This is a genomic window from Tsukamurella ocularis (assembly GCF_024807615.1).
GTDB classification, from domain to species: domain Bacteria; phylum Actinomycetota; class Actinomycetes; order Mycobacteriales; family Mycobacteriaceae; genus Tsukamurella; species Tsukamurella ocularis.
Window position 1 is genome coordinate 50683 of the sequence record NZ_JANUCJ010000001.1, and the last position, 17439, is coordinate 68121.

12 protein-coding genes and 1 riboswitch are annotated in these 17439 nt (G+C 70.7%); of the genes, 6 read left to right on the forward strand and 6 right to left on the reverse strand.

Annotated elements, in window-relative coordinates:
- Positions 1-18: 18 nt before the first annotated feature.
- On the reverse strand, positions 19-1458 hold the full coding sequence (locus HNP44_RS00280; RefSeq protein WP_259143864.1) for a short-chain fatty acyl-CoA regulator family protein: 1440 nt from the start codon (positions 1456-1458) through the stop codon (positions 19-21).
- A gap of 148 nt (positions 1459-1606) precedes the next feature.
- On the opposite strand from HNP44_RS00280, the gene prpD reads away from it, so the two are divergent.
- From prpD to HNP44_RS00300, 4 genes are read left to right on the forward strand one after another with little or no spacing between them, the layout of a single operon-like run.
- A complete protein-coding gene (prpD, locus tag HNP44_RS00285; RefSeq protein ID WP_259143865.1) occupies positions 1607-3109 on the forward strand; it encodes a 2-methylcitrate dehydratase PrpD in 1503 nt (500 codons plus the stop codon).
- The gene (gene prpB, locus HNP44_RS00290; RefSeq protein WP_259143867.1) at positions 3109-4041 is read left to right on the forward strand and encodes a methylisocitrate lyase; all 933 of its coding nucleotides are present in this window, start codon (positions 3109-3111) and stop codon (positions 4039-4041) included. Before prpD ends, prpB begins: the two co-directional genes overlap by 1 nt.
- On the forward strand, positions 4041-5165 hold the full coding sequence (locus HNP44_RS00295) for a bifunctional 2-methylcitrate synthase/citrate synthase (RefSeq protein ID WP_259143868.1): 1125 nt from the start codon (positions 4041-4043) through the stop codon (positions 5163-5165). Before prpB ends, HNP44_RS00295 begins: the two co-directional genes overlap by 1 nt.
- Positions 5158-8544: a pyruvate carboxylase gene (locus HNP44_RS00300; RefSeq protein ID WP_259143869.1), complete on the forward strand. Its 3387-nt coding sequence runs from the start codon at positions 5158-5160 to the stop codon at positions 8542-8544. Before HNP44_RS00295 ends, HNP44_RS00300 begins: the two co-directional genes overlap by 8 nt.
- Before the next feature lie 58 nt (positions 8545-8602).
- Here HNP44_RS00300 and metE read toward each other — a convergent pair whose 3' ends face one another.
- On the reverse strand, positions 8603-10891 hold the full coding sequence (gene metE, locus HNP44_RS00305; protein WP_259143870.1) for a 5-methyltetrahydropteroyltriglutamate--homocysteine S-methyltransferase: 2289 nt from the start codon (positions 10889-10891) through the stop codon (positions 8603-8605).
- 163 nt (positions 10892-11054) lie between these two features.
- A riboswitch (cobalamin riboswitch) is annotated at positions 11055-11222 on the reverse strand.
- A gap of 85 nt (positions 11223-11307) precedes the next feature.
- A complete protein-coding gene (locus HNP44_RS00310) occupies positions 11308-11541 on the reverse strand; it encodes a DUF167 domain-containing protein (protein WP_259143871.1) in 234 nt (77 codons plus the stop codon).
- A gap of 41 nt (positions 11542-11582) precedes the next feature.
- Here HNP44_RS00310 and HNP44_RS00315 point away from each other — a divergent pair, with 41 nt between their 5' ends.
- Together HNP44_RS00315 and HNP44_RS00320 are read left to right on the forward strand one after the other, a co-directional pair.
- Positions 11583-12185: a CHAP domain-containing protein gene (locus HNP44_RS00315; protein ID WP_259143872.1), complete on the forward strand. Its 603-nt coding sequence runs from the start codon at positions 11583-11585 to the stop codon at positions 12183-12185.
- Complete coding sequence (locus HNP44_RS00320; RefSeq protein WP_259143873.1) at positions 12182-13057, forward strand: patatin-like phospholipase family protein; 876 nt, start codon at positions 12182-12184, stop codon at positions 13055-13057. Before HNP44_RS00315 ends, HNP44_RS00320 begins: the two co-directional genes overlap by 4 nt.
- A gap of 45 nt (positions 13058-13102) precedes the next feature.
- Here the strand turns inward: HNP44_RS00320 and HNP44_RS00325 are convergent, their stop codons facing one another.
- The 3 genes from HNP44_RS00325 to HNP44_RS00335 all read right to left on the reverse strand — a co-directional run bounded on the left by HNP44_RS00325 (position 13103) and on the right by HNP44_RS00335 (position 17398).
- Positions 13103-13516 carry a nuclear transport factor 2 family protein gene (locus HNP44_RS00325; RefSeq protein WP_259144257.1) on the reverse strand — a complete coding sequence of 138 codons (414 nt, stop codon included), beginning with the start codon at positions 13514-13516 and terminating at the stop codon, positions 13103-13105.
- A 19-nt stretch (positions 13517-13535) separates the two neighbouring features.
- Positions 13536-16820: an error-prone DNA polymerase gene (locus tag HNP44_RS00330; protein ID WP_259143875.1), complete on the reverse strand. Its 3285-nt coding sequence runs from the start codon at positions 16818-16820 to the stop codon at positions 13536-13538.
- A 116-nt stretch (positions 16821-16936) separates the two neighbouring features.
- Positions 16937-17398, reverse strand: a complete 462-nt coding sequence (locus tag HNP44_RS00335) for a MarR family winged helix-turn-helix transcriptional regulator (protein WP_259143877.1) — start codon at positions 17396-17398, stop codon at positions 16937-16939.
- Positions 17399-17439: the final 41 nt, after the last annotated feature.

Sequence of the window (17439 nt, forward strand, 5' to 3'; positions counted from 1 at the left end):
GATGTGTGTTGCGGGCAATCATGCCCCTTCCCCATCGGATTCGCGGGCAAAGGTGTACGGAATAGCCTCCGCCCGATTCTCGTCCACTTCGATCGGCCTGCCGAGGTGCGGAAAGGCGCGCTGCGCGCATCGCGGGCGGTCGCACACCTTGCATCCCGCCCCGATCGGGACGAAGGACTCCGGGGCATCGAGCGCGAGGCCCCGCGAGTACACCAGGCGGTGGGCGTGCACGATGTCGCACCCGAGACCGACCGCGAAATCGCGTCCCTGACCGAGATACCCGGACGACCCGCGATCCGAGGTCGTCCGCGCCACCCACAGGTAGGTCCGACCGTCGGGCATCTGCGCGACCTGGGTCCGGATCCGCCCGGGCGAGGCGAAGGTGTCGTGCACCACCCACAGCGGGCAGCCGCCGCCGACGCGGGAGAAGTGGAAGGCGGTCGCGGACTGCCGCTTCGAGATGTTCCCGGCCCGGTCGGTGCGCACCAGGAAGAAGGGGACGCCACGCCGGCCGGGTCGCTGCAGAGTGGAGAGTCGATGGCACACCGTCTCGAAGCCCACTTCGAACCGAACGCCGAGCAGGTCGATGTCGTAACGCAGTTCCTCGGCGGCGCGGAGGAATCGCTCGTAAGGCAGCACGAGCGCGCCGGCGAAGTAGTTCGCGAGGCCCACCCGCGCCAGCTCGCGCGAGCGGGTGGGCAACGACGCCGATTCCCCGACGATCCGGTCCATGACCTCCGATTGCGTGAGAAGCGCTATCTGCGTGGCTATCTGGAACGCGCGCTGCCCGTGATCGAGTCTTCGCGCCAGCGTCAGCACGCGGGAATCCCGATCGAAGCTCCTCCGCGGCCCGGGCCGATCGGGCTCGCCGTCGCGGATCCGCACCGTCACCTGGTGTTCGTCCCGCAGCAACCGCGCGAGCTGCAGATCGAGTCCGCCGATCGTGAGGCCGCGACTCTCGAACAGGTCCTCCGCGGCGCCGTCCAGTTCGGCGATGTGATTGCGGTGGTCGTAGAAGAAGTCCCGTACGTCCTCGTACGGCGTGGCCACTGCTCCGCCCGCGCCGGCCGCGACGCCCGACGACAGTCGCTCCACCTGCTCCGTCGCTCCGCGTAGCCGGCGGTGCAGGGCGACCATCGTCCGTGCGACCTCGGGCGACCGCGCCACCAGGTCCTCCACCTCGCCGGGAGTCACCGCCGCTCCGGAGCCACCGTCGGCCAGGGCGTCCTGCAGGTCGGCGACCAGCCGGGCATCCGACTCCGCCGCGAAGAAGCCGACGTCGAGGTCGAAGGTCGAGTTCAACTTGAGCAGCACCGGAACGGACAGCGGGCGCTGGTCGTTCTCGAGCTGGTTGACGTAGCTGACCGACAACTCGAGCGCCTTCGCCAGCGCGGTCTGCGTCAGCCCGCGTTCGTCCCGCAGGCGCTTGATGCGCGCACCCACGAAGAGCTTCTGCATTCTGCGAATACTACCCCGCGCGATTTCCACAACCTTCGCAACCAGAGGCTCCGCCGTTCGCATGATTACGCACGTGCAACAGGTTTCGCTCCAGCACGGTCATGCATAGCGTGTGAATCACCTGATCCCGGTACAAAGGAGACCCGACGTGCAGACGCACCACGTGCGCACCCACCGCTCAGCTGAGACCTTTCCCCGCGAGGAACATCTCGCGTGGAAGATCGCCCAGGTCGCCGCCGACCCGGTCGCGGTCCCGGACGATACCGCGGAGATGGTCGTCAACCGGATCATCGACAACGCGTCGGTGGCAGCGGCCTCGGTGACACGGCGACCGGTCGCCAACGCCCGCGCGCAGGCGGTCTCGCACCCGTACTCCCCCGGCGCGACGGTCTTCGGTGTACCGGGCCGGTTCTCCCCCGAGTGGGCGGCGTGGGCGAACGGCACCGCCGTCCGCGAGCTCGACTTCCACGACACCTTCCTCGCCGCGGAGTACAGCCACCCCGGCGACAACATTCCCCCTATCCTCGCGGCGGCGCAGCACCGCGGCTCGACGGGTGCCGACCTCATCCGCGGCCTCGCCACCGGCTACGAGATCCAGATCGACCTGGTGCGCGCCGTCTGCCTGCACGAGCACAAGATCGACCACGTCGCGCACCTCGGCCCGTCCGCCGCCGCCGGCATCGGCACCCTGCTCGGCCTGCCCGCCGAGACGATCTACCAGGCGATCGGCCAGGCGCTGCACACCACGACCGCGACCCGCCAGTCGCGCAAGGGCGAGATCTCGAGCTGGAAGGCCTACGCACCGGCGTTCGCCGGGAAGATGGCGGTCGAGGCCGTCGACCGCGCGATGCGCGGCGAGGGCGCACCGTCACCGATCTGGGAGGGCGAGGACGGCGTGATCGCCTGGCTCCTCGGCGGTCCCGAGGCGAGGTACGACGTGCCCCTGCCCGGTCCGGGCGAGGCCAAGCGCGCGATCCTCGACTCGTACACCAAGGAGCACTCGGCGGAGTACCAGAGCCAGGCCCCCATCGACCTGGCTCGGCGCATGCGCGAGCGCGTCGGCGACCTGGAGCAGATCGAGAAGATCGTGCTGCACACCAGCCATCACACCCACTACGTGATCGGCACGGGCTCGAACGACCCGCAGAAGTTCGATCCGCACGCCTCCCGCGAGACGCTGGACCACTCGGTGATGTACATCTTCGCCGTCGCGCTGCAGGACGGCGGCTGGCACCACGAGCGGTCCTACGCCCCCGAGCGGTCTCAGCGCCCCGACACCGTCGCACTGTGGAAGAAGATCTCCACCGCCGAGGACCCCGAGTGGACCCGGCGCTACCACTCGCCGGACCCGTCCGAGAAGGCTTTCGGTGCCCGCGCCGAGATCACGCTCACGTCGGGCGAGGTCATCGTCGACGAACTCGCCGTGGCCGACGCGCACCCGCTGGGCGCCCGTCCGTTCGCGCGCGAGCAGTACATCGAGAAGTTCCGGATCCTGGCCGACGGGGTGATCGAGAGGACCGAGCAGGACCGCTTCCTCGACGTCGCGCAGCGCACCCCGAGCCTCGCCGCCGGCGAGCTCGATCAGCTCACCTTCACCGTCTCCGACGAGGTACTCGCTCGCACGCCGAAGCTCGCCCCAGGACTGTTCTGATGAGCAGCGGTTCCGGCGTCGGCGGCCTGCTGGCCGCGACGGCGTCTGCGAACGACAAGCGCAAGGCTTTCCGTGCCGGCCTGGCCTCCGATCGGATCGTCCGGCTGCCGGGGGCCTTCAATCCGCTCACCGCGAAGCTGATCACCGAGCTCGGCTTCGAGGGCGTCTACGTCTCCGGCGCCGTCGTCGCCGCTGATCTCGCCCTGCCGGACATCGGGCTGACCACCCTCACCGAAGTGGCGACCCGGGCCCAGCAGATCGCCAGGGTCACGGATCTGCCAACGCTCGTGGACGCGGACACCGGCTTCGGCGAGCCGATGAGTGCGGCGCGCACCGTGACCATCCTCGAGGAGGCCGGCCTGGCCGGCCTGCACCTGGAGGATCAGGTCAACCCCAAGCGGTGCGGCCATCTGGACGGCAAGGCCGTCGTCCCCGTCGACGAGGCGGTACGTCGTCTGCGTGCCGCGGTCGCGGCGCGACGCGATCCGGACTTCGTGATCTGCGCCCGGACCGACGCCGCGGGGATCGAGGGCATCGACGCCGCGATCGACCGCGCCAAGGTGTACGCCGATGCCGGCGCCGATCTGATCTTCACCGAGGCGCTCTACACCACAGCCGATTTCGAGAGGTTCCGATCGGCGGTGGAAACCCCGCTGCTCGCGAACATGACCGAGTTCGGCAAGTCCGACCTGATCGATGCGGGCACGCTCGAGTCGATCGGCTACGACGCGGTGATCTACCCGGTCACCACGCTGCGCCTGGCGATGTTCGCCACCGAGGCGGGCCTGCGCGAGATCGCCGCGCAGGGCACCCAGTCCGGGCTGCTGGACCGCATGCAGCACCGGAGCCGCCTGTACGAGCTGTTGCAGTACGAGCGGTACAACGACTTCGATTCCGGCATCTTCAACTTCACCCTGTCCAGGAGCCAGTGATGACCAGTCCGACCGTCTACAAGGGCCTCGCCGGCGTCGTCGTCGACACCACCGCCGTATCCAAGGTTGTTCCCGAGACCAACTCGCTCACCTATCGCGGCTACGCCGTCCAGGACCTGGCGGCCCACTGCTCCTTCGAGCAGGTCGCGTACCTGCTGTGGAACGGCGAACTCCCGTCCCCCGAGGAGCGGGTCCGCTTCGAGACGTCGGAACGCGCCGCGCGGGTCGCGGACCGGTCGCTGCTCGAGCTGATCGCTCGGCTACCCGTCACCTGTCACCCCATGGACGTCGTGCGCACGGCGATCAGCTACCTCGGCGCGGACGACCCGGACGAGTGGGACTCGTCACCGGAAGCACTACGGGGGAAGGGCCTACGCATGCTGGCCGTCCTCCCCACGATCGTCGCGGCGGATCACCGTCGCCGGCACGGCCTCGCTCCGATCCCGCCGGAGGCCCGCCTCGGCTACGCCGAGAACTTCCTGCACATGTGCTTCGGCGAGGTCCCGGAGCCCGCGCTCGTCGCCGCCTTCGAGGTATCACTGATCCTCTATGCGGAACACAGCTTCAACGCGTCGACCTTCGCCGCAAGAGTGGTCGCGTCCACACTGTCCGACATGTACAGCGCCGTGACCGCCGCGATCGGCGCCCTCAAGGGCCCCTTGCACGGTGGTGCGAACGAGGCCGTCATGCACGACATGGAGGAGATCGGGGATCCCACTCACGCCGAGGCGTGGCTGCGGGGCAAGCTCGACCGCAGGGAGAAGGTGATGGGCTTCGGTCACCGCGTCTACAAGAACGGCGATTCGCGGGTCCCGACGATGAAGCGGGCGTTCCTCGACATCGCGGCGCGCACTGACGGGGAGAGGTGGGTGCGGATGTACGAGATCCTCGAGGCGACCATGGACGAGGCCACCGGCATCAAGCCCAATCTCGACTTCCCGACGGGGCCCGCGTACCACCTGCTCGGCTTCGACACGGAGGTGTTCACCCCGATCTTCGTGATGTCTCGCATCACCGGGTGGACCGCCCATATCATCGAGCAGGCAGCGGCGAACGCACTGATTCGGCCGCTGAGCGAGTACGTCGGAGTCCCACAAAGACCGGTGGTAGCAAAGTATGTTTAACAAAGTCCTGGTGGCCAACCGTGGTGAGATCGCGATCCGGGGCCTGCGCGCCGCGGTGGAGAGCGGCTCGAAGACCGTGGCCGTCTATCCGTACGAGGACCGGAACTCCCCGCACCGCCAGAAGGCGGACGAGGCGTACCAGATCGGCGCCGAGGGCCATCCGGTCCGCGCGTACCTGACCGTCGGGGAGATAATTCGGATCGCGGTCCAGGCCGGGGCGGACGCCGTGTATCCCGGGTACGGCTTCCTGTCGGAGAATCCCGATCTCGCGGCGGCGTGCGCGGCGAACGACATCACCTTCGTCGGGCCGTCGGCAGACGTGCTGGAGTTGACCGGTAACAAAGCGCGAGCGATCGCGGCGGCGCGGGCGGCGGGACTTCCGGTGCTCGATTCGTCGGCTCCGTCGTCGGACATCGGCGAACTCCTCGCGGCCGCGCAGGACATGCACTTCCCCGTCTTCGTCAAGGCCGTCGCGGGTGGCGGCGGGCGCGGCATGCGGCGCGTCGCGGCGATCGAAGGCCTCCGTGATGCGATCGAGATCGCCTCGCGGGAAGCGGAATCCGCGTTCGGCGATCCGACGGTCTTCCTCGAGGAGGCGGTGATCGACCCGCGCCACATCGAGGTGCAGATCCTTGCGGACAGCGCCGGGAACGTGATCCACCTCTACGAGCGCGACTGCTCCCTGCAACGGCGCCACCAGAAGGTGATCGAGATGGCGCCGGCACCGAACATCTCCGACGAACTGCGCGAGCGGCTCTGCAGCGATGCAGTGAACTTCGCGAAGGAGATCGGCTACAGCTGCGCGGGCACCGTCGAGTTCCTGGTGAACCCGGAAGGCCGGCACGTCTTCATCGAGATGAACCCGCGGATCCAGGTGGAGCACACGGTGACCGAGGAGGTCACCGATGTGGACCTGGTCGCCGCCCAGCTGAAGATCGCGGCGGGTGCCACCCTGCCCGAGCTCGGCCTGACGCAGGACCAGATCCGGCTCAACGGCGCCGCGCTCCAGTGCCGCATCACGACCGAGGACCCGACCGACGGCTTCCGCCCCGACACCGGCCGGATCACCGCCTACCGCTCCCCCGGCGGCGCCGGCATCCGGCTCGACGGCGGCACCTCGGTCGGCGCGGAGATCAGCCCCCACTTCGATTCGATGTTGGTCAAGCTCACCGCGCGCGGGCGCGACCGGGCCACCGCGATCGTCCGTGCGCGACGCGCCCTCGCCGAGTTCCGGATCCGCGGCGTGGCCACCAACATCCCGTACCTGCAGGCGGTCCTCGCCGATCCGGCCTTCGTGGCCGGCGAGGTGACGACGTCGTTCATCGAGCAGCGCCCGGAGCTGCTCACCGCGCGGGGTTCCTCGGACACCGCGAGCAAGATCCTGCGCTATCTCGCCGACGTCACCGTCAACAAGCCGCACGGCGTGCGGCCGACGAAGGTCTACGCGGTCGACAAGCTCCCCGCAGTAGACCTTTCGGCTCCCGCGCCGGAGGGATCGAAGCAACGCTTGGAGCGCCTCGGCCCCGCCGGCTTCGCCGCGGACCTGCGCGCGCAGACCGCACTCGCGGTGACGGACACGACCTTCCGCGATGCGCACCAGTCGCTGCTTGCGACCCGTGTCCGCACCTCCGCGCTGGCGACGATCGCCCCCTACGAAGCGCGGCTCACGCCCCAGCTGCTCTCCGTGGAGGCCTGGGGCGGCGCGACCTACGACGTCGCGCTGCGGTTCCTGCACGAGGACCCGTGGGAGCGCCTCGCCACCCTCCGGGAGGGCCTGCCCAACATCTGCCTGCAGATGCTGCTGCGCGGCCGCAACACGGTCGGCTACACCCCGTACCCGCAGGCGGTGACCGACGCCTTCGTTGCCGAGGCCGCCGCCACCGGCGTGGATGTCTTCCGGATCTTCGACGCGCTCAACGACGTCGAGCAGATGCGGCCCGCCATCGAGGCCGTCCTCGCCACGAACACCGCGGTCGCCGAGGGCGCGCTCTCCTACACCGGCGACCTGTCGAACCCGGGCGAGTCCCTGTACACGCTCGACTACTACCTCGGCGTCGCGGAGAAGATCGTGAAGGCCGGTGCGCACGTCCTGGCGATCAAGGACATGGCGGGGCTGCTGCGCCCCGCCGCGGCCACGACGCTGGTCACGGCCCTGCGGAAGGAGTTCGACCTGCCCGTGCACGTACACACGCACGACACCCCCGGCGGGCAGCTCGCCACCTACCTCGCCGCGTGGACGGCGGGGGCGGACGCCGTCGACGGCGCCGCCGCGCCCCTGTCGGGCACGACCAGCCAGCCCTCGCTGTCATCCATCGTCGCTGCGACCGCGCACACCGAGCGCGACACCGGAATCGATCTCGACGCGGTCTGCGCGCTCGAGCCCTACTGGGAGGCGGTGCGCGGGGCCTACGCGCCCTTCGAGTCCGGCCTCAGGGCCCCGACGGGGCGGGTCTACCACCACGAGATCCCCGGCGGGCAGCTATCGAACCTGCGGCAGCAGGCCGGCGCGCTCGGCCTCGCGGAGCGGTTCGAGGACATCGAGAACTCCTACGCCGCAGCCGATCGCATGCTCGGCCGGCTCGTCAAGGTGACCCCGTCATCCAAGGTCGTGGGCGACCTCGCGCTCGCGCTCGTCGGCACCGGCGTCAGCCCGGACGAGTTCGCCGCCGACCCGGGCAAGTACGACATCCCCGACTCCGTGATCGGCTTCCTGCGCGGCGAACTCGGGACCCCGCCGGGAGGCTGGCCCGAGCCGCTGCGGACCCGCGCACTTGAGGGGCGCGCGGGAGCGACGCCCGTGACCGAGGTTCCCGCCGAGGAGGCCGCCGAACTGGCCGGCACGAGCGAGCAGCGGCGGGCCGCCCTGAGCCGCCTGCTGTTCCCGGGGCCGATGCGGGAGTTCACCGAACACCGCGCGGAGTTCGGCGACGTCTCGAAGCTGTCGACCAACCAGTTCCTCTACGGGCTGCGGCAGGGCGAGGAACATCGGGTCCAGCTCGCCACGGGCGTCGAGCTGCTGATCAAGCTCGACGGGGTCGGCGAGCCCGATGAGCACGGCAACCGCACCCTGGTGTGCACGCTCAACGGCCAACTGCGCACCGTCGCCGTCCGCGACAACTCGGTCAAGGCCGACATCCCGGCAGCGGAACGCGCGGACAAGAGCAACCCCGGCCACGTGGCCGCCCCGTTCGCCGGCATGGTCACCCCCACCGTCCACACGGGGTCCACCGTCGAGGTCGGCGACCAGATCGCCACCATCGAGGCCATGAAGATGGAGGCCGCGATCACCGCCCCCGTCGCCGGAACGGTCACCCGCGTCGCATTGGCCGGGGCCACCCAGGTCGACGGCGGCGACCTGGTGGCCGTCATCGAGGGCTGATCAAGGAAAGAACGACCCGAAGGGGCCGAGCGCGAACCGCGCTCGGCCCCTTCGCTCGCTAGAGCGTGGCGCGCACCGCCTTTGCCGCAGCCACGAGGTTCCGCAGCGAGGCCACGGTCTCCTGAGTGCCACGGGTCTTCAGGCCGCAGTCCGGGTTGACCCAGAGCCGCTCCGCGGGAACGGCGTCCAGCGCCGCACGGAGGGACGCCTCGACCTCGTCCTGCGCAGGAACGCGCGGCGAGTGGATGTCGTACACGCCCGGGCCCACCTGGTTCGCGAAACCGGCCTGGTTGAGGTCGTCCAGGATCTCCATCCGCGAGCGGGCTGCTTCGATCGAGGTGACGTCCGCGTCGAGGTCAGCGATGGCTCCGATGACGTCGCCGAACTCCGAGTAGCACAGGTGTGTGTGGATCTGGGTGTCGTCCACGACGCCCGAGGTGGACAACCGGAAGGCGCCCGTGGCCCAGTCTAGATAGGCCGGCCGGTCCGCCGACCGCAGGGGCAGCAGCTCCCGGAGCGCGGGCTCATCGACCTGGATGATCTTCACGCCCGCCGCCTCGAGGTCGACCGTCTCGTCGCGGATCGCGAGCGCCACCTGATCGGCCGTCGCTGCCAGCGGCTGGTCGTCACGGACGAAGGACCACGCGAGGATCGTCACCGGGCCGGTGAGCATGCCCTTCACTGGACGGTCGGTGAGCTTCTGCGCGTATGTGATCCAGGAGACCGTCATCGGCTCGGGGCGGTGCACGTCGCCGAACAGGATCGGCGGGCGCACGCACCGGGTGCCGTACGACTGCACCCACGCGAAGTCCGTCGCGAGGAAGCCGTCGAGACGCTCGGCGAAGTACTGCACCATGTCGTTGCGCTCGGGCTCGCCGTGCACCAACACGTCGATGCCGAGGTCCTCCTGCAGCCGGACGACATCGGCGATCTCCGCCCGCATGCGCCGCACGTACTCCGCCTCGTCGATCCGCCCGGCGCGCAGGTCCGCACGCGCAACGCGGATGGCGCCGGTCTGCGGATACGAGCCGATCGTGGTGGTGGGAAGCAGCGGCAGCCCCAGCCGATCCCGCTGGGCCACAGCGCGGTCGGCTGCGGCAGCACGGCCCGTCCCGGCGGCGCGCAGTGCCGCGAGGCGCTCGCGCACCGCTGGATCGTTCAGGCGCGCATCGGCCTGACGGGCCGCCCGGACGGCGGCGCTGCGACCGAATTCGGACGCCACGGCCTCCCGGCCATCGGTGAGGGCACGCGACAGCGTCACGACCTCCTCGACCTTCTCCGCGGCGAACGCCAGCCAGGACCGGACTCCCTCGGCACCGGCCGGCTCCGGAGCGGTCTCGGCGGCCACCGTGTAGGGCACGTGGAGCAGCGAACACGAGCTGCTGACGGCGAGTGCCGCGGCGGAGCCGAGCACGGTCCCGAGCGCTCCGAGGGCCGCGTCGAGGTCGGCGCGCCATACGTTCCGGCCGTCGACGACACCCGCCACCAGCAGCTTGTCCTGCAGTCCCGGGGTGGCGACGACCTCGTCGACGGTGCCCGGATCGGTCACCAGGTCGACGGCGATCGCCTCTATCCCGGAGCCCGCCAAGGCCGCCAGCGACGGGCCGGGCGAGCCGAAGTAGGTGGCGACCAGGATCGACGGCCGGTCCGCCGCCGTGGAGAGCTCCCCGTACACCCGGGCCGCGTCACCGGCGAGTCCGAGCCCCGCCTCTGTCACGAGCACCGGCTCGTCGATCTGCACCCACTGTGCGCCCCGGGCAGCCAGCCGCGCCAGGAGGTCCCGGTACAGCGGCAGGAGCTCGTCCAGACGGGAGAGCGGCTCGCCGGCACCGTCGACCGGCTTGGCGAGCGCGAGGAAGGTGAGCGGACCGACGACCGTGGGGCGCGCCGGAACGCCCTGCGCCATCGCCTCATCGAGATCGGCGAGGATCTTCTCCGGGTGCAGCGAGAACGCGGTGGCGGGCCCGATCTCGGGCACCAGGTAGTGGTAGTTCGTGTCGAACCACTTCGTCATCTCGAGCGGGGTGACCTCGGCGGTACCGCGCGCCGCGGCGAAGTACCGATCGAGCGGATCCTCGATGCCGGCGACGCGGGACGGCAGGGCGCCGAGCAGCTCTGTGGTGTCGAGCATCTGGTCGTAGTAGCTGAAGGTGTTGGTGGGGACGGAATCCAGCCCGGCGTCTACGAGCCGAGCCCACTCTGCGCGCCGCAGGCCCGCGGCGGTCGATTCGAGCTCGGCGCGGTTCACGGCGCCCTTCCAGAAGCCCTCGATCACGCGCTTGAGCTCACGACGGGGGCCGATACGGGGAACACCGAGGACGGTGCGGGTGAAATTCGGTGCGGTCACTACGGGACCGTTCCTTTCGTGCGTAGCCAGGGCGGGCCACCCGTCCGGACGCACGTACGCACGACTCGCGGACCGTCGGCGTACGACGTCCGTTCGTCGAGTACGGTCGCACGCCCGGTCCACGAGGCGGCACACCACCGGACGCGGCGCGTCCGGTACAGCGGGCAGGTATTCGGACTCACAGGCGCGCCCCCTGGGGCTCCTACCGGTCGCTGCTTCCCAGGCTTTGCGGCCCAGTGCATTCGTCGCGACTTTCGTTCCTGCTCACCGCTGCGGGACAGTCCCGGATTCCCACCGGGTTCCCTCTCGACCCGCGGCTCCCCGCGGCACCGAGTTGTCGCGGCCCGAGGCTTCGGCGCGACATACCAGCTGCACGTCCAGCATGCCACGCCGCCGCGCGGCCACCGGCGGGCGCCTCAGTCGTCGACACTGAACCGCTTGAGCCGGCTCGTCTGTCCGCCGATCAGCCGCACGCGGGACTTCGGCACACCGAGGTGGGAGGCGAGCAACTCGACGGCAGCCTTGTTGGCCTTCCCCTCAGTGGCCGGCTCGCGGACGAACAGGGTGAGCGCGCCGGCATCGTCGACCTCCACGGCGGGGCCCCTGCGGCTCCCCGGCTTGATCGTGCAGGTCACTGTGCGCGGACTCATCGCTCCATGATCGCAGGTTCACCAATGAGTACAGTGAATTCATGGGGTTGAGGAAGGCAGGGCTCGTCGCCGCCGCGGTGGTCGCCGCGCTCGTGGTACTCGCGGGCGGCGTGGTGTGGCTCTCGAGCGCCCACGAGACGCCGCTCACGAAGCACCTGCCCGCCGAGTTGAAGCCGCGCGTCTACCCGGCCGTCTCGACCGCGGGCCTCGATCCTGCGCGCGTGCGGATCCTGGACAACGTCCGCCGCGAGTTCGACGCCAACCGCCCGGGCACCTACTACTCGGAGGGCGTCGAGGAGCCCTGGTGCGCCGACTTCGTCTCGACGGTGCTCCGCGATTCCGGCCTGCCGCTGCACAATCCCAACTCCGGGACCTGGCGGATCCCTGGCGTGTACACGCTCACCGAGTACTTCCAGAAGGCAGGGAAGCTGGAGTCGGCGGCCGCGTACCGGCCGCAGCCTGGCGACGTGGTGCTGTACACGCCGGAGCACCCGACGATGCGCCAGCACACCAACTTCGTCGTCGCGGTGTCGGGCGACAGCGTCACCACCGTCGGCGGCAACCAGGAGGGCGGCATCAGCGCCTGGACGTACCGGCTGACGGACACCCTCGGCCTCGCCGGGTACGGGGTGCCGGCCCGATGACGGTGCTCGAGGCGCTGCGGGCGCGGCTCGCCTCCGGAAGCCCTCCGGGACAACGCTCCGACGGTCTGCGGATCGCCGTGTGCATCGAGGGCGGCGGCTCGCGCTCCGCGTACTCCGCGGGAATGGCGATCGCGGTCGACGAGCTCGGCCTGCTGCCCGCCGTCGACGCGGTCTACGGCACCTCGGGCGGCGGCCTCAACGCGGCGTGGCTGGTCTCCGGCGAGGGCCGGCGATGGTTGCCGTCGTGGGGCTGGGAGGAGGTGCTGGCCGAGCGGGTGGTGCACCCGCGGCGGGCGCTGCGCGGCGGCGTCGTGGTGGACACGCAACACCTGGTGGACCGGGTCTACTCGGACGTCACGCCGATGAACTTCGCCGCCATCCTCGCCAGCCCGATCTCGCTGCACCCCTTGGCCGTCGACGCACACACCCGTCGGGTCGCCGATCTCGCGCCCTACGTCACCGACGCCGCGACGCTGCGCACCGCACTGCGCGCGACGACCGCCCTCCCCCTGCTCGCCGGGCCGCCCGTGCGGCTCGCCGGGCGCGAGTTCCTCGACGGCGGCCTCGCCGAGAAAGTGCCGCTGGCGACCCCGATCGACCAGGGCGCCACGCACCTGCTGGTGCTGCGCACCACCTCGGAGGACGCGGCGCCCCGCTCCTCGCGCGCGGAGCAGTGGGTGCTGGACGCCTACTTCACCGCCAGGCGGGCCGCCCCCGCGCCGGCTCCGGCCGCGCCCGGCGCCGCCGAGGTGCTGCAGGTCTGGGTTCCGTCCGGGAGCCCGGCCGTCGGCAGGCTCTCCGGCGACGGTCCGCTGATCTCCCGCGCCGTCGAGATCGGCCGGGACGCGGCTCTCACCGCCTTGTCGTCGTGAGAATCAGCCGATTCCGCGCCGAGGATGCGCTGAGCGGATCGCGACTCAGGAATCCGCCGATTCCTCGACCGGGGTGCCCTGATGGAACATCACCGTCCACCGGTTCTCCCGGCGTCGCCACACGGTGAGCCGGCGGGTGACGCGCTCCCCCTGCACCAGAGAGTACGTGAGCAGGTAGACGGAAGCCCCCATGGCCCGCACCTGGAACTCCGCAGCCTCCCAGCCTGATTCGTCCTGCGGCGCCGTCATCCGCGCGGCGATCGCCGCGCGGACGTGCTCGCGGCTGTACCGCCTCCCCGAGGCGCCGACCTCCCAGAAATCCTGCGCGACCGCGTCGTCGAAGTCCTGCAGCGAGCGCCAGCAGGGGCCGTGGAAGAGGGGTTCGCGGCGGCGGAGCTCCTCGAGCACCTCGCGCAACTCCGGTGCCGTGGTGCGGTCCGGTTCGTACGCCTCCTCCATCACTTGCCCAAGGCTACCCTCACTGCCAGTCGCGGGACCGGGAGGGCACCGACAGGTCCATGCGCTGCAGCCGGTCGGCGACGACGGTCACGGCGCCCTCCGCGTTCTGCAGCTTCCCCCGCACCAGCAGCGCGGGTGCCGACTGCGCGAGCCGCCGGTACCGCGCCCACAGCCCCTGGCTGCACACCACGTTCACCATTCCGGTCTCGTCCTCGAGGTTGATGAAGGTGACGCCGCCCGCGGTGGCGGGGCGCTGCCGATGCGTGACGGCCCCGCCCACCAGCACGCGGTCACCGTCGGGCAGCGAGAGCAGGCGGTCGGCCCGGACGACGCCGAGCCGGTCGAGGGCGGGCCGCAGGAACTCCGTGGGGTACTTGCCGACGGTGACCGACGTAGCCCACACGTCCGCCGCCGCGAGCTCCGTCTCGCTCATGCCCGGCAGGGTGGGCGGGGCGCCCGCGGTGGCCGTGCCCGGCAGCCGGTCCGGGCGCTCGCGGGCGGCGGCGCCGGCCTCCCACAGCGCCTGCCGCCGGTCCCGGCCGAAGCAGTCCAGCGCGCCGGAGGTGGCGAGTGCCTCCGACTGGGCGACCGTGAGTTCGACGCGGGCGGTGAGGTCGATGAGGCCGGCGTAGAGGCCGTGCGCATCCCGCTCGCCGACGATGCGCTCGGCGAGGTCGTCGCCGATGGTGCGGATCGCGGCCAGCCCGAGCCGGACCTCCATCCCCACGTTCTCCAGATTCGCCCACGGCAGGCTGCGGTTCACACACGGCCCGTGCACCGTGACGCCGTGACGCCGCGCGTCGGCGACGAGGGACTGCGGCGAGTAGAAGCCCATCGGCTGGGCCCGCAGCAGCGCGGCGCAGAAGGCCGCCGGATGGTAGAGCTTGAACCACGAGGAGTAGAAGACCAGCGACGCGAACGACTGCGAATGACTCTCGGGGAAACCGAAGTTGGCGAACGCGGCGAGCTTCTCGAAGATCCGGTCGGCCACCTCGCCCTCGATGCCGTGCCGGTGCCGGGCACCGTCGTAGAAGCGCTGCCGCAGCTGCTCCATCTTCTCGGTGGAGCGCTTCGACCCCATGGCGCGGCGCAGCTGATCGGCCTCCGCCGGGGAGAAGCCGGCCACGTCGGTCGCGAGCTGCATGAGCTGCTCCTGGAAGAGCGGCACGCCCAGGGTGCGCTCGAGGGTCTTCCACATCGACGGGTGCTCGACCGCCGGCTTCTCGAGCCCGTTGCGACGCCGGATGTACGGATGCACCGAGCCGCCCTGGATGGGGCCGGGCCGGATGAGGGCGACCTCCACCACCAGGTCGTAGAAGGTCCGCGGCCTCAGGCGCGGCAGCGTGGCCATCTGCGCGCGCGACTCCACTTGAAAGACGCCTACGGAGTCGGCGCGGCAGAGCATCTCATAGACGTTCTCATCCGCGAGGTCGAGCTGCGCGAAGTCCACGTCGATGCCCTTGTGCTCGACGAGGAGGTCCTTCGCGTAATGCAGCGCGCTGAGCATGCCGAGGCCCAGCAGGTCGAACTTCACCAGACCCGCGGCGGCGCAGTCATCCTTGTCCCACTGCAACACGCTGCGGTTCTCCATGCGGGCCCACTCGGTGGGACAGACGTCGGCGATCGGACGGTCGCAGATCACCATGCCGCCGGAGTGGATGCCCAGGTGCCGCGGCAGGTCGGCGATCTGCGCGGCCAACTCGACCACCCGCTCCGGGATCCCCTCGGGTACCGGATCGTTCCGCCACCCCCAGCTGGATATCTGCTTGCTCCAGGCGTCCTGCTGCCCCTGCGAGTAACCGAGCGCCCGGGCGGTGTCGCGCACCGCGGACCGTCCGCGATAGGTGATGACGTTCGCGACCTGCGCGGCGTACTCGCGGCCGTATTTCGCGTAGACGAACTGGATCGCCTCCTCGCGGCGGTCGGACTCGATGTCCACGTCGATGTCGGGCGGGCCGTCGCGCTCGGGGGCGAGGAAGCGCTCGAAGAGCAGCTTGTTGCGCACCGGGTCCACCGCCGTGATGCCCAGCGCGAAGCAGACCGCCGAGTTGGCGGCGCTGCCGCGGCCCTGGCACAGGATGTCGCTGCGCCGGCAGAACTCGACGATGCTGTGCACGATCAGGAAGTAGCCGGGGAAGGCGAGCGTCTCGATCACGTTCAGCTCGTGCTCGATCTGCCGGTACGCCTGCGGATTCGACTCCGGCGGGCCGTACCGGTCCAGCGCGCCCCGGCGCACCAGCTCACGCAGCCAGGTGGCCTCGGTGTGGCCCGACGGGACATCGAAAGGCGGCAGGTTCGGCGCGATCAGCTTGAGACTGAAGGCGCACTCGGCACCGAGCTCGGCGGCGGCGGCGATGGCGCCGGGATGCTCGGGCAGCAGCAGCGTCATCTCGTCGCCCGAGCGCAGGTGGGCGCCGCCCGCGGCGGGGAGCCAGCCGTCCAGCTCGTCCAGGCTGCGGCGGGCGCGGATCGCAGCAAGCGTCGACGCCAGGTGGCGCTGGCCGGGACGGGCGAAGTGCGCCCCCGTGGTGGCGACGGTGCCCACCCCCATCTGCGCCGCGACGCCTGCCAGGAGGTGGTTGCGCTCGTCGTCCTCGGGGACGCCGTGCACGGTGAGCTCCATGCTCACTCGGCCCGCGCCGAACCGGTCGACGAGCTGCGCGAGGGCGGCGGCGGCACCGTCGGGCCCCCGGGCGGCGAGGCCGCGCCGGACCGCGCCCTTGCGACAGCCGGTGAGGATGTGCCAATGCCCGCCGGACCACTCGGCGAGACGGTCCGGGTGGAAGCGCAGCAGCCCCTTCTCCCCCGCTTCCATGTGCGCCTCCGCCATGGCGCGGGAGAGGCGGCGATACCCCTCCTGGCCGCGAGCGAGTACGAGCAGGTGCTCGCCGGACGGGTCCTCCGCGCCGGTACGTTCGGCGTCGTGCTCCAGGGACAACTCCGCCCCGAAGACGGTGGGGACGCCGAGCTCCAAGGCCGCCTCGGCGAACCGGACCACCCCGTAGAAGCCGTTGTGGTCGGTGACCGCAAGGGCCTTCAGGCCGAGCGCGTGCGCCTGCTCGACCATCTCCTCCGGTTGCGCGGCGCCGTCGAGGAAGCTGAAGGCGGTGTGCGCGTGCAACTCGGCGTAGGGCACCCGGGAGAGCCCCGGACCACCATCGGGCGGAACGTAGGGCTCGCGCTTGCGGGACCAGGCCGGAGAATCGCCACCGTCGCCCGGCGGCTCCTCCGCCCGGCGCACCGGGGCCCGCCCGGAGAGCACCCGCTCCATCTCCGACCAGCTCGGCCCGTTGCTCCATCCCACACCACGATCATACGTTCATACGTTCATACGTTCGATTCAGGGATGGACGCCGAACACCCTTGGAGCACTACTGGCGCGACTGCACTCGACACGCCCACAGCGGGCCAGCGAGCCGATCAGGCCTCGTCGACGAGGCCCGGGGTGACCTTGGAGAGCACGGCCCGCAGCGCCGTGACATCGCGCGCCGTGAGATGGTCGAAGACCAGCCGGCGCACCTCCTCGACGTGGCCACGCGCGGCACCGTCGAGCGCGGAAAAGCCCTCGTCGGTGAGCTCGGCGTAAGCGGAGCGCCCCTCCGCGTGCCGAACCAGCCAGCCCCGCTCGCCGAGCTTGCGCAGCACGTGCGACAGCCGCGAGGGCGAGGAGTTGGCGGCCTCGGCGAGCGCCGACAGCCCGAGAGTGCGGTCCGGAGCCTGGGAGAGCTGCGCGAGCACCATGAACTCGTAATGGGTGATGCCGGAGTCGGTCCGCAGTTGCGTATCCAGCTTGGCCGGCAGCCGCATCGCCACGTGGATAAGGGGCAGCCACGCCGCCATCTCCTCATCGGACAACCACCGGGTACTCCCCGCGTCCGCCATCACACACCCCCGAACATCACGTCGGAGGACGAGCTTACCGG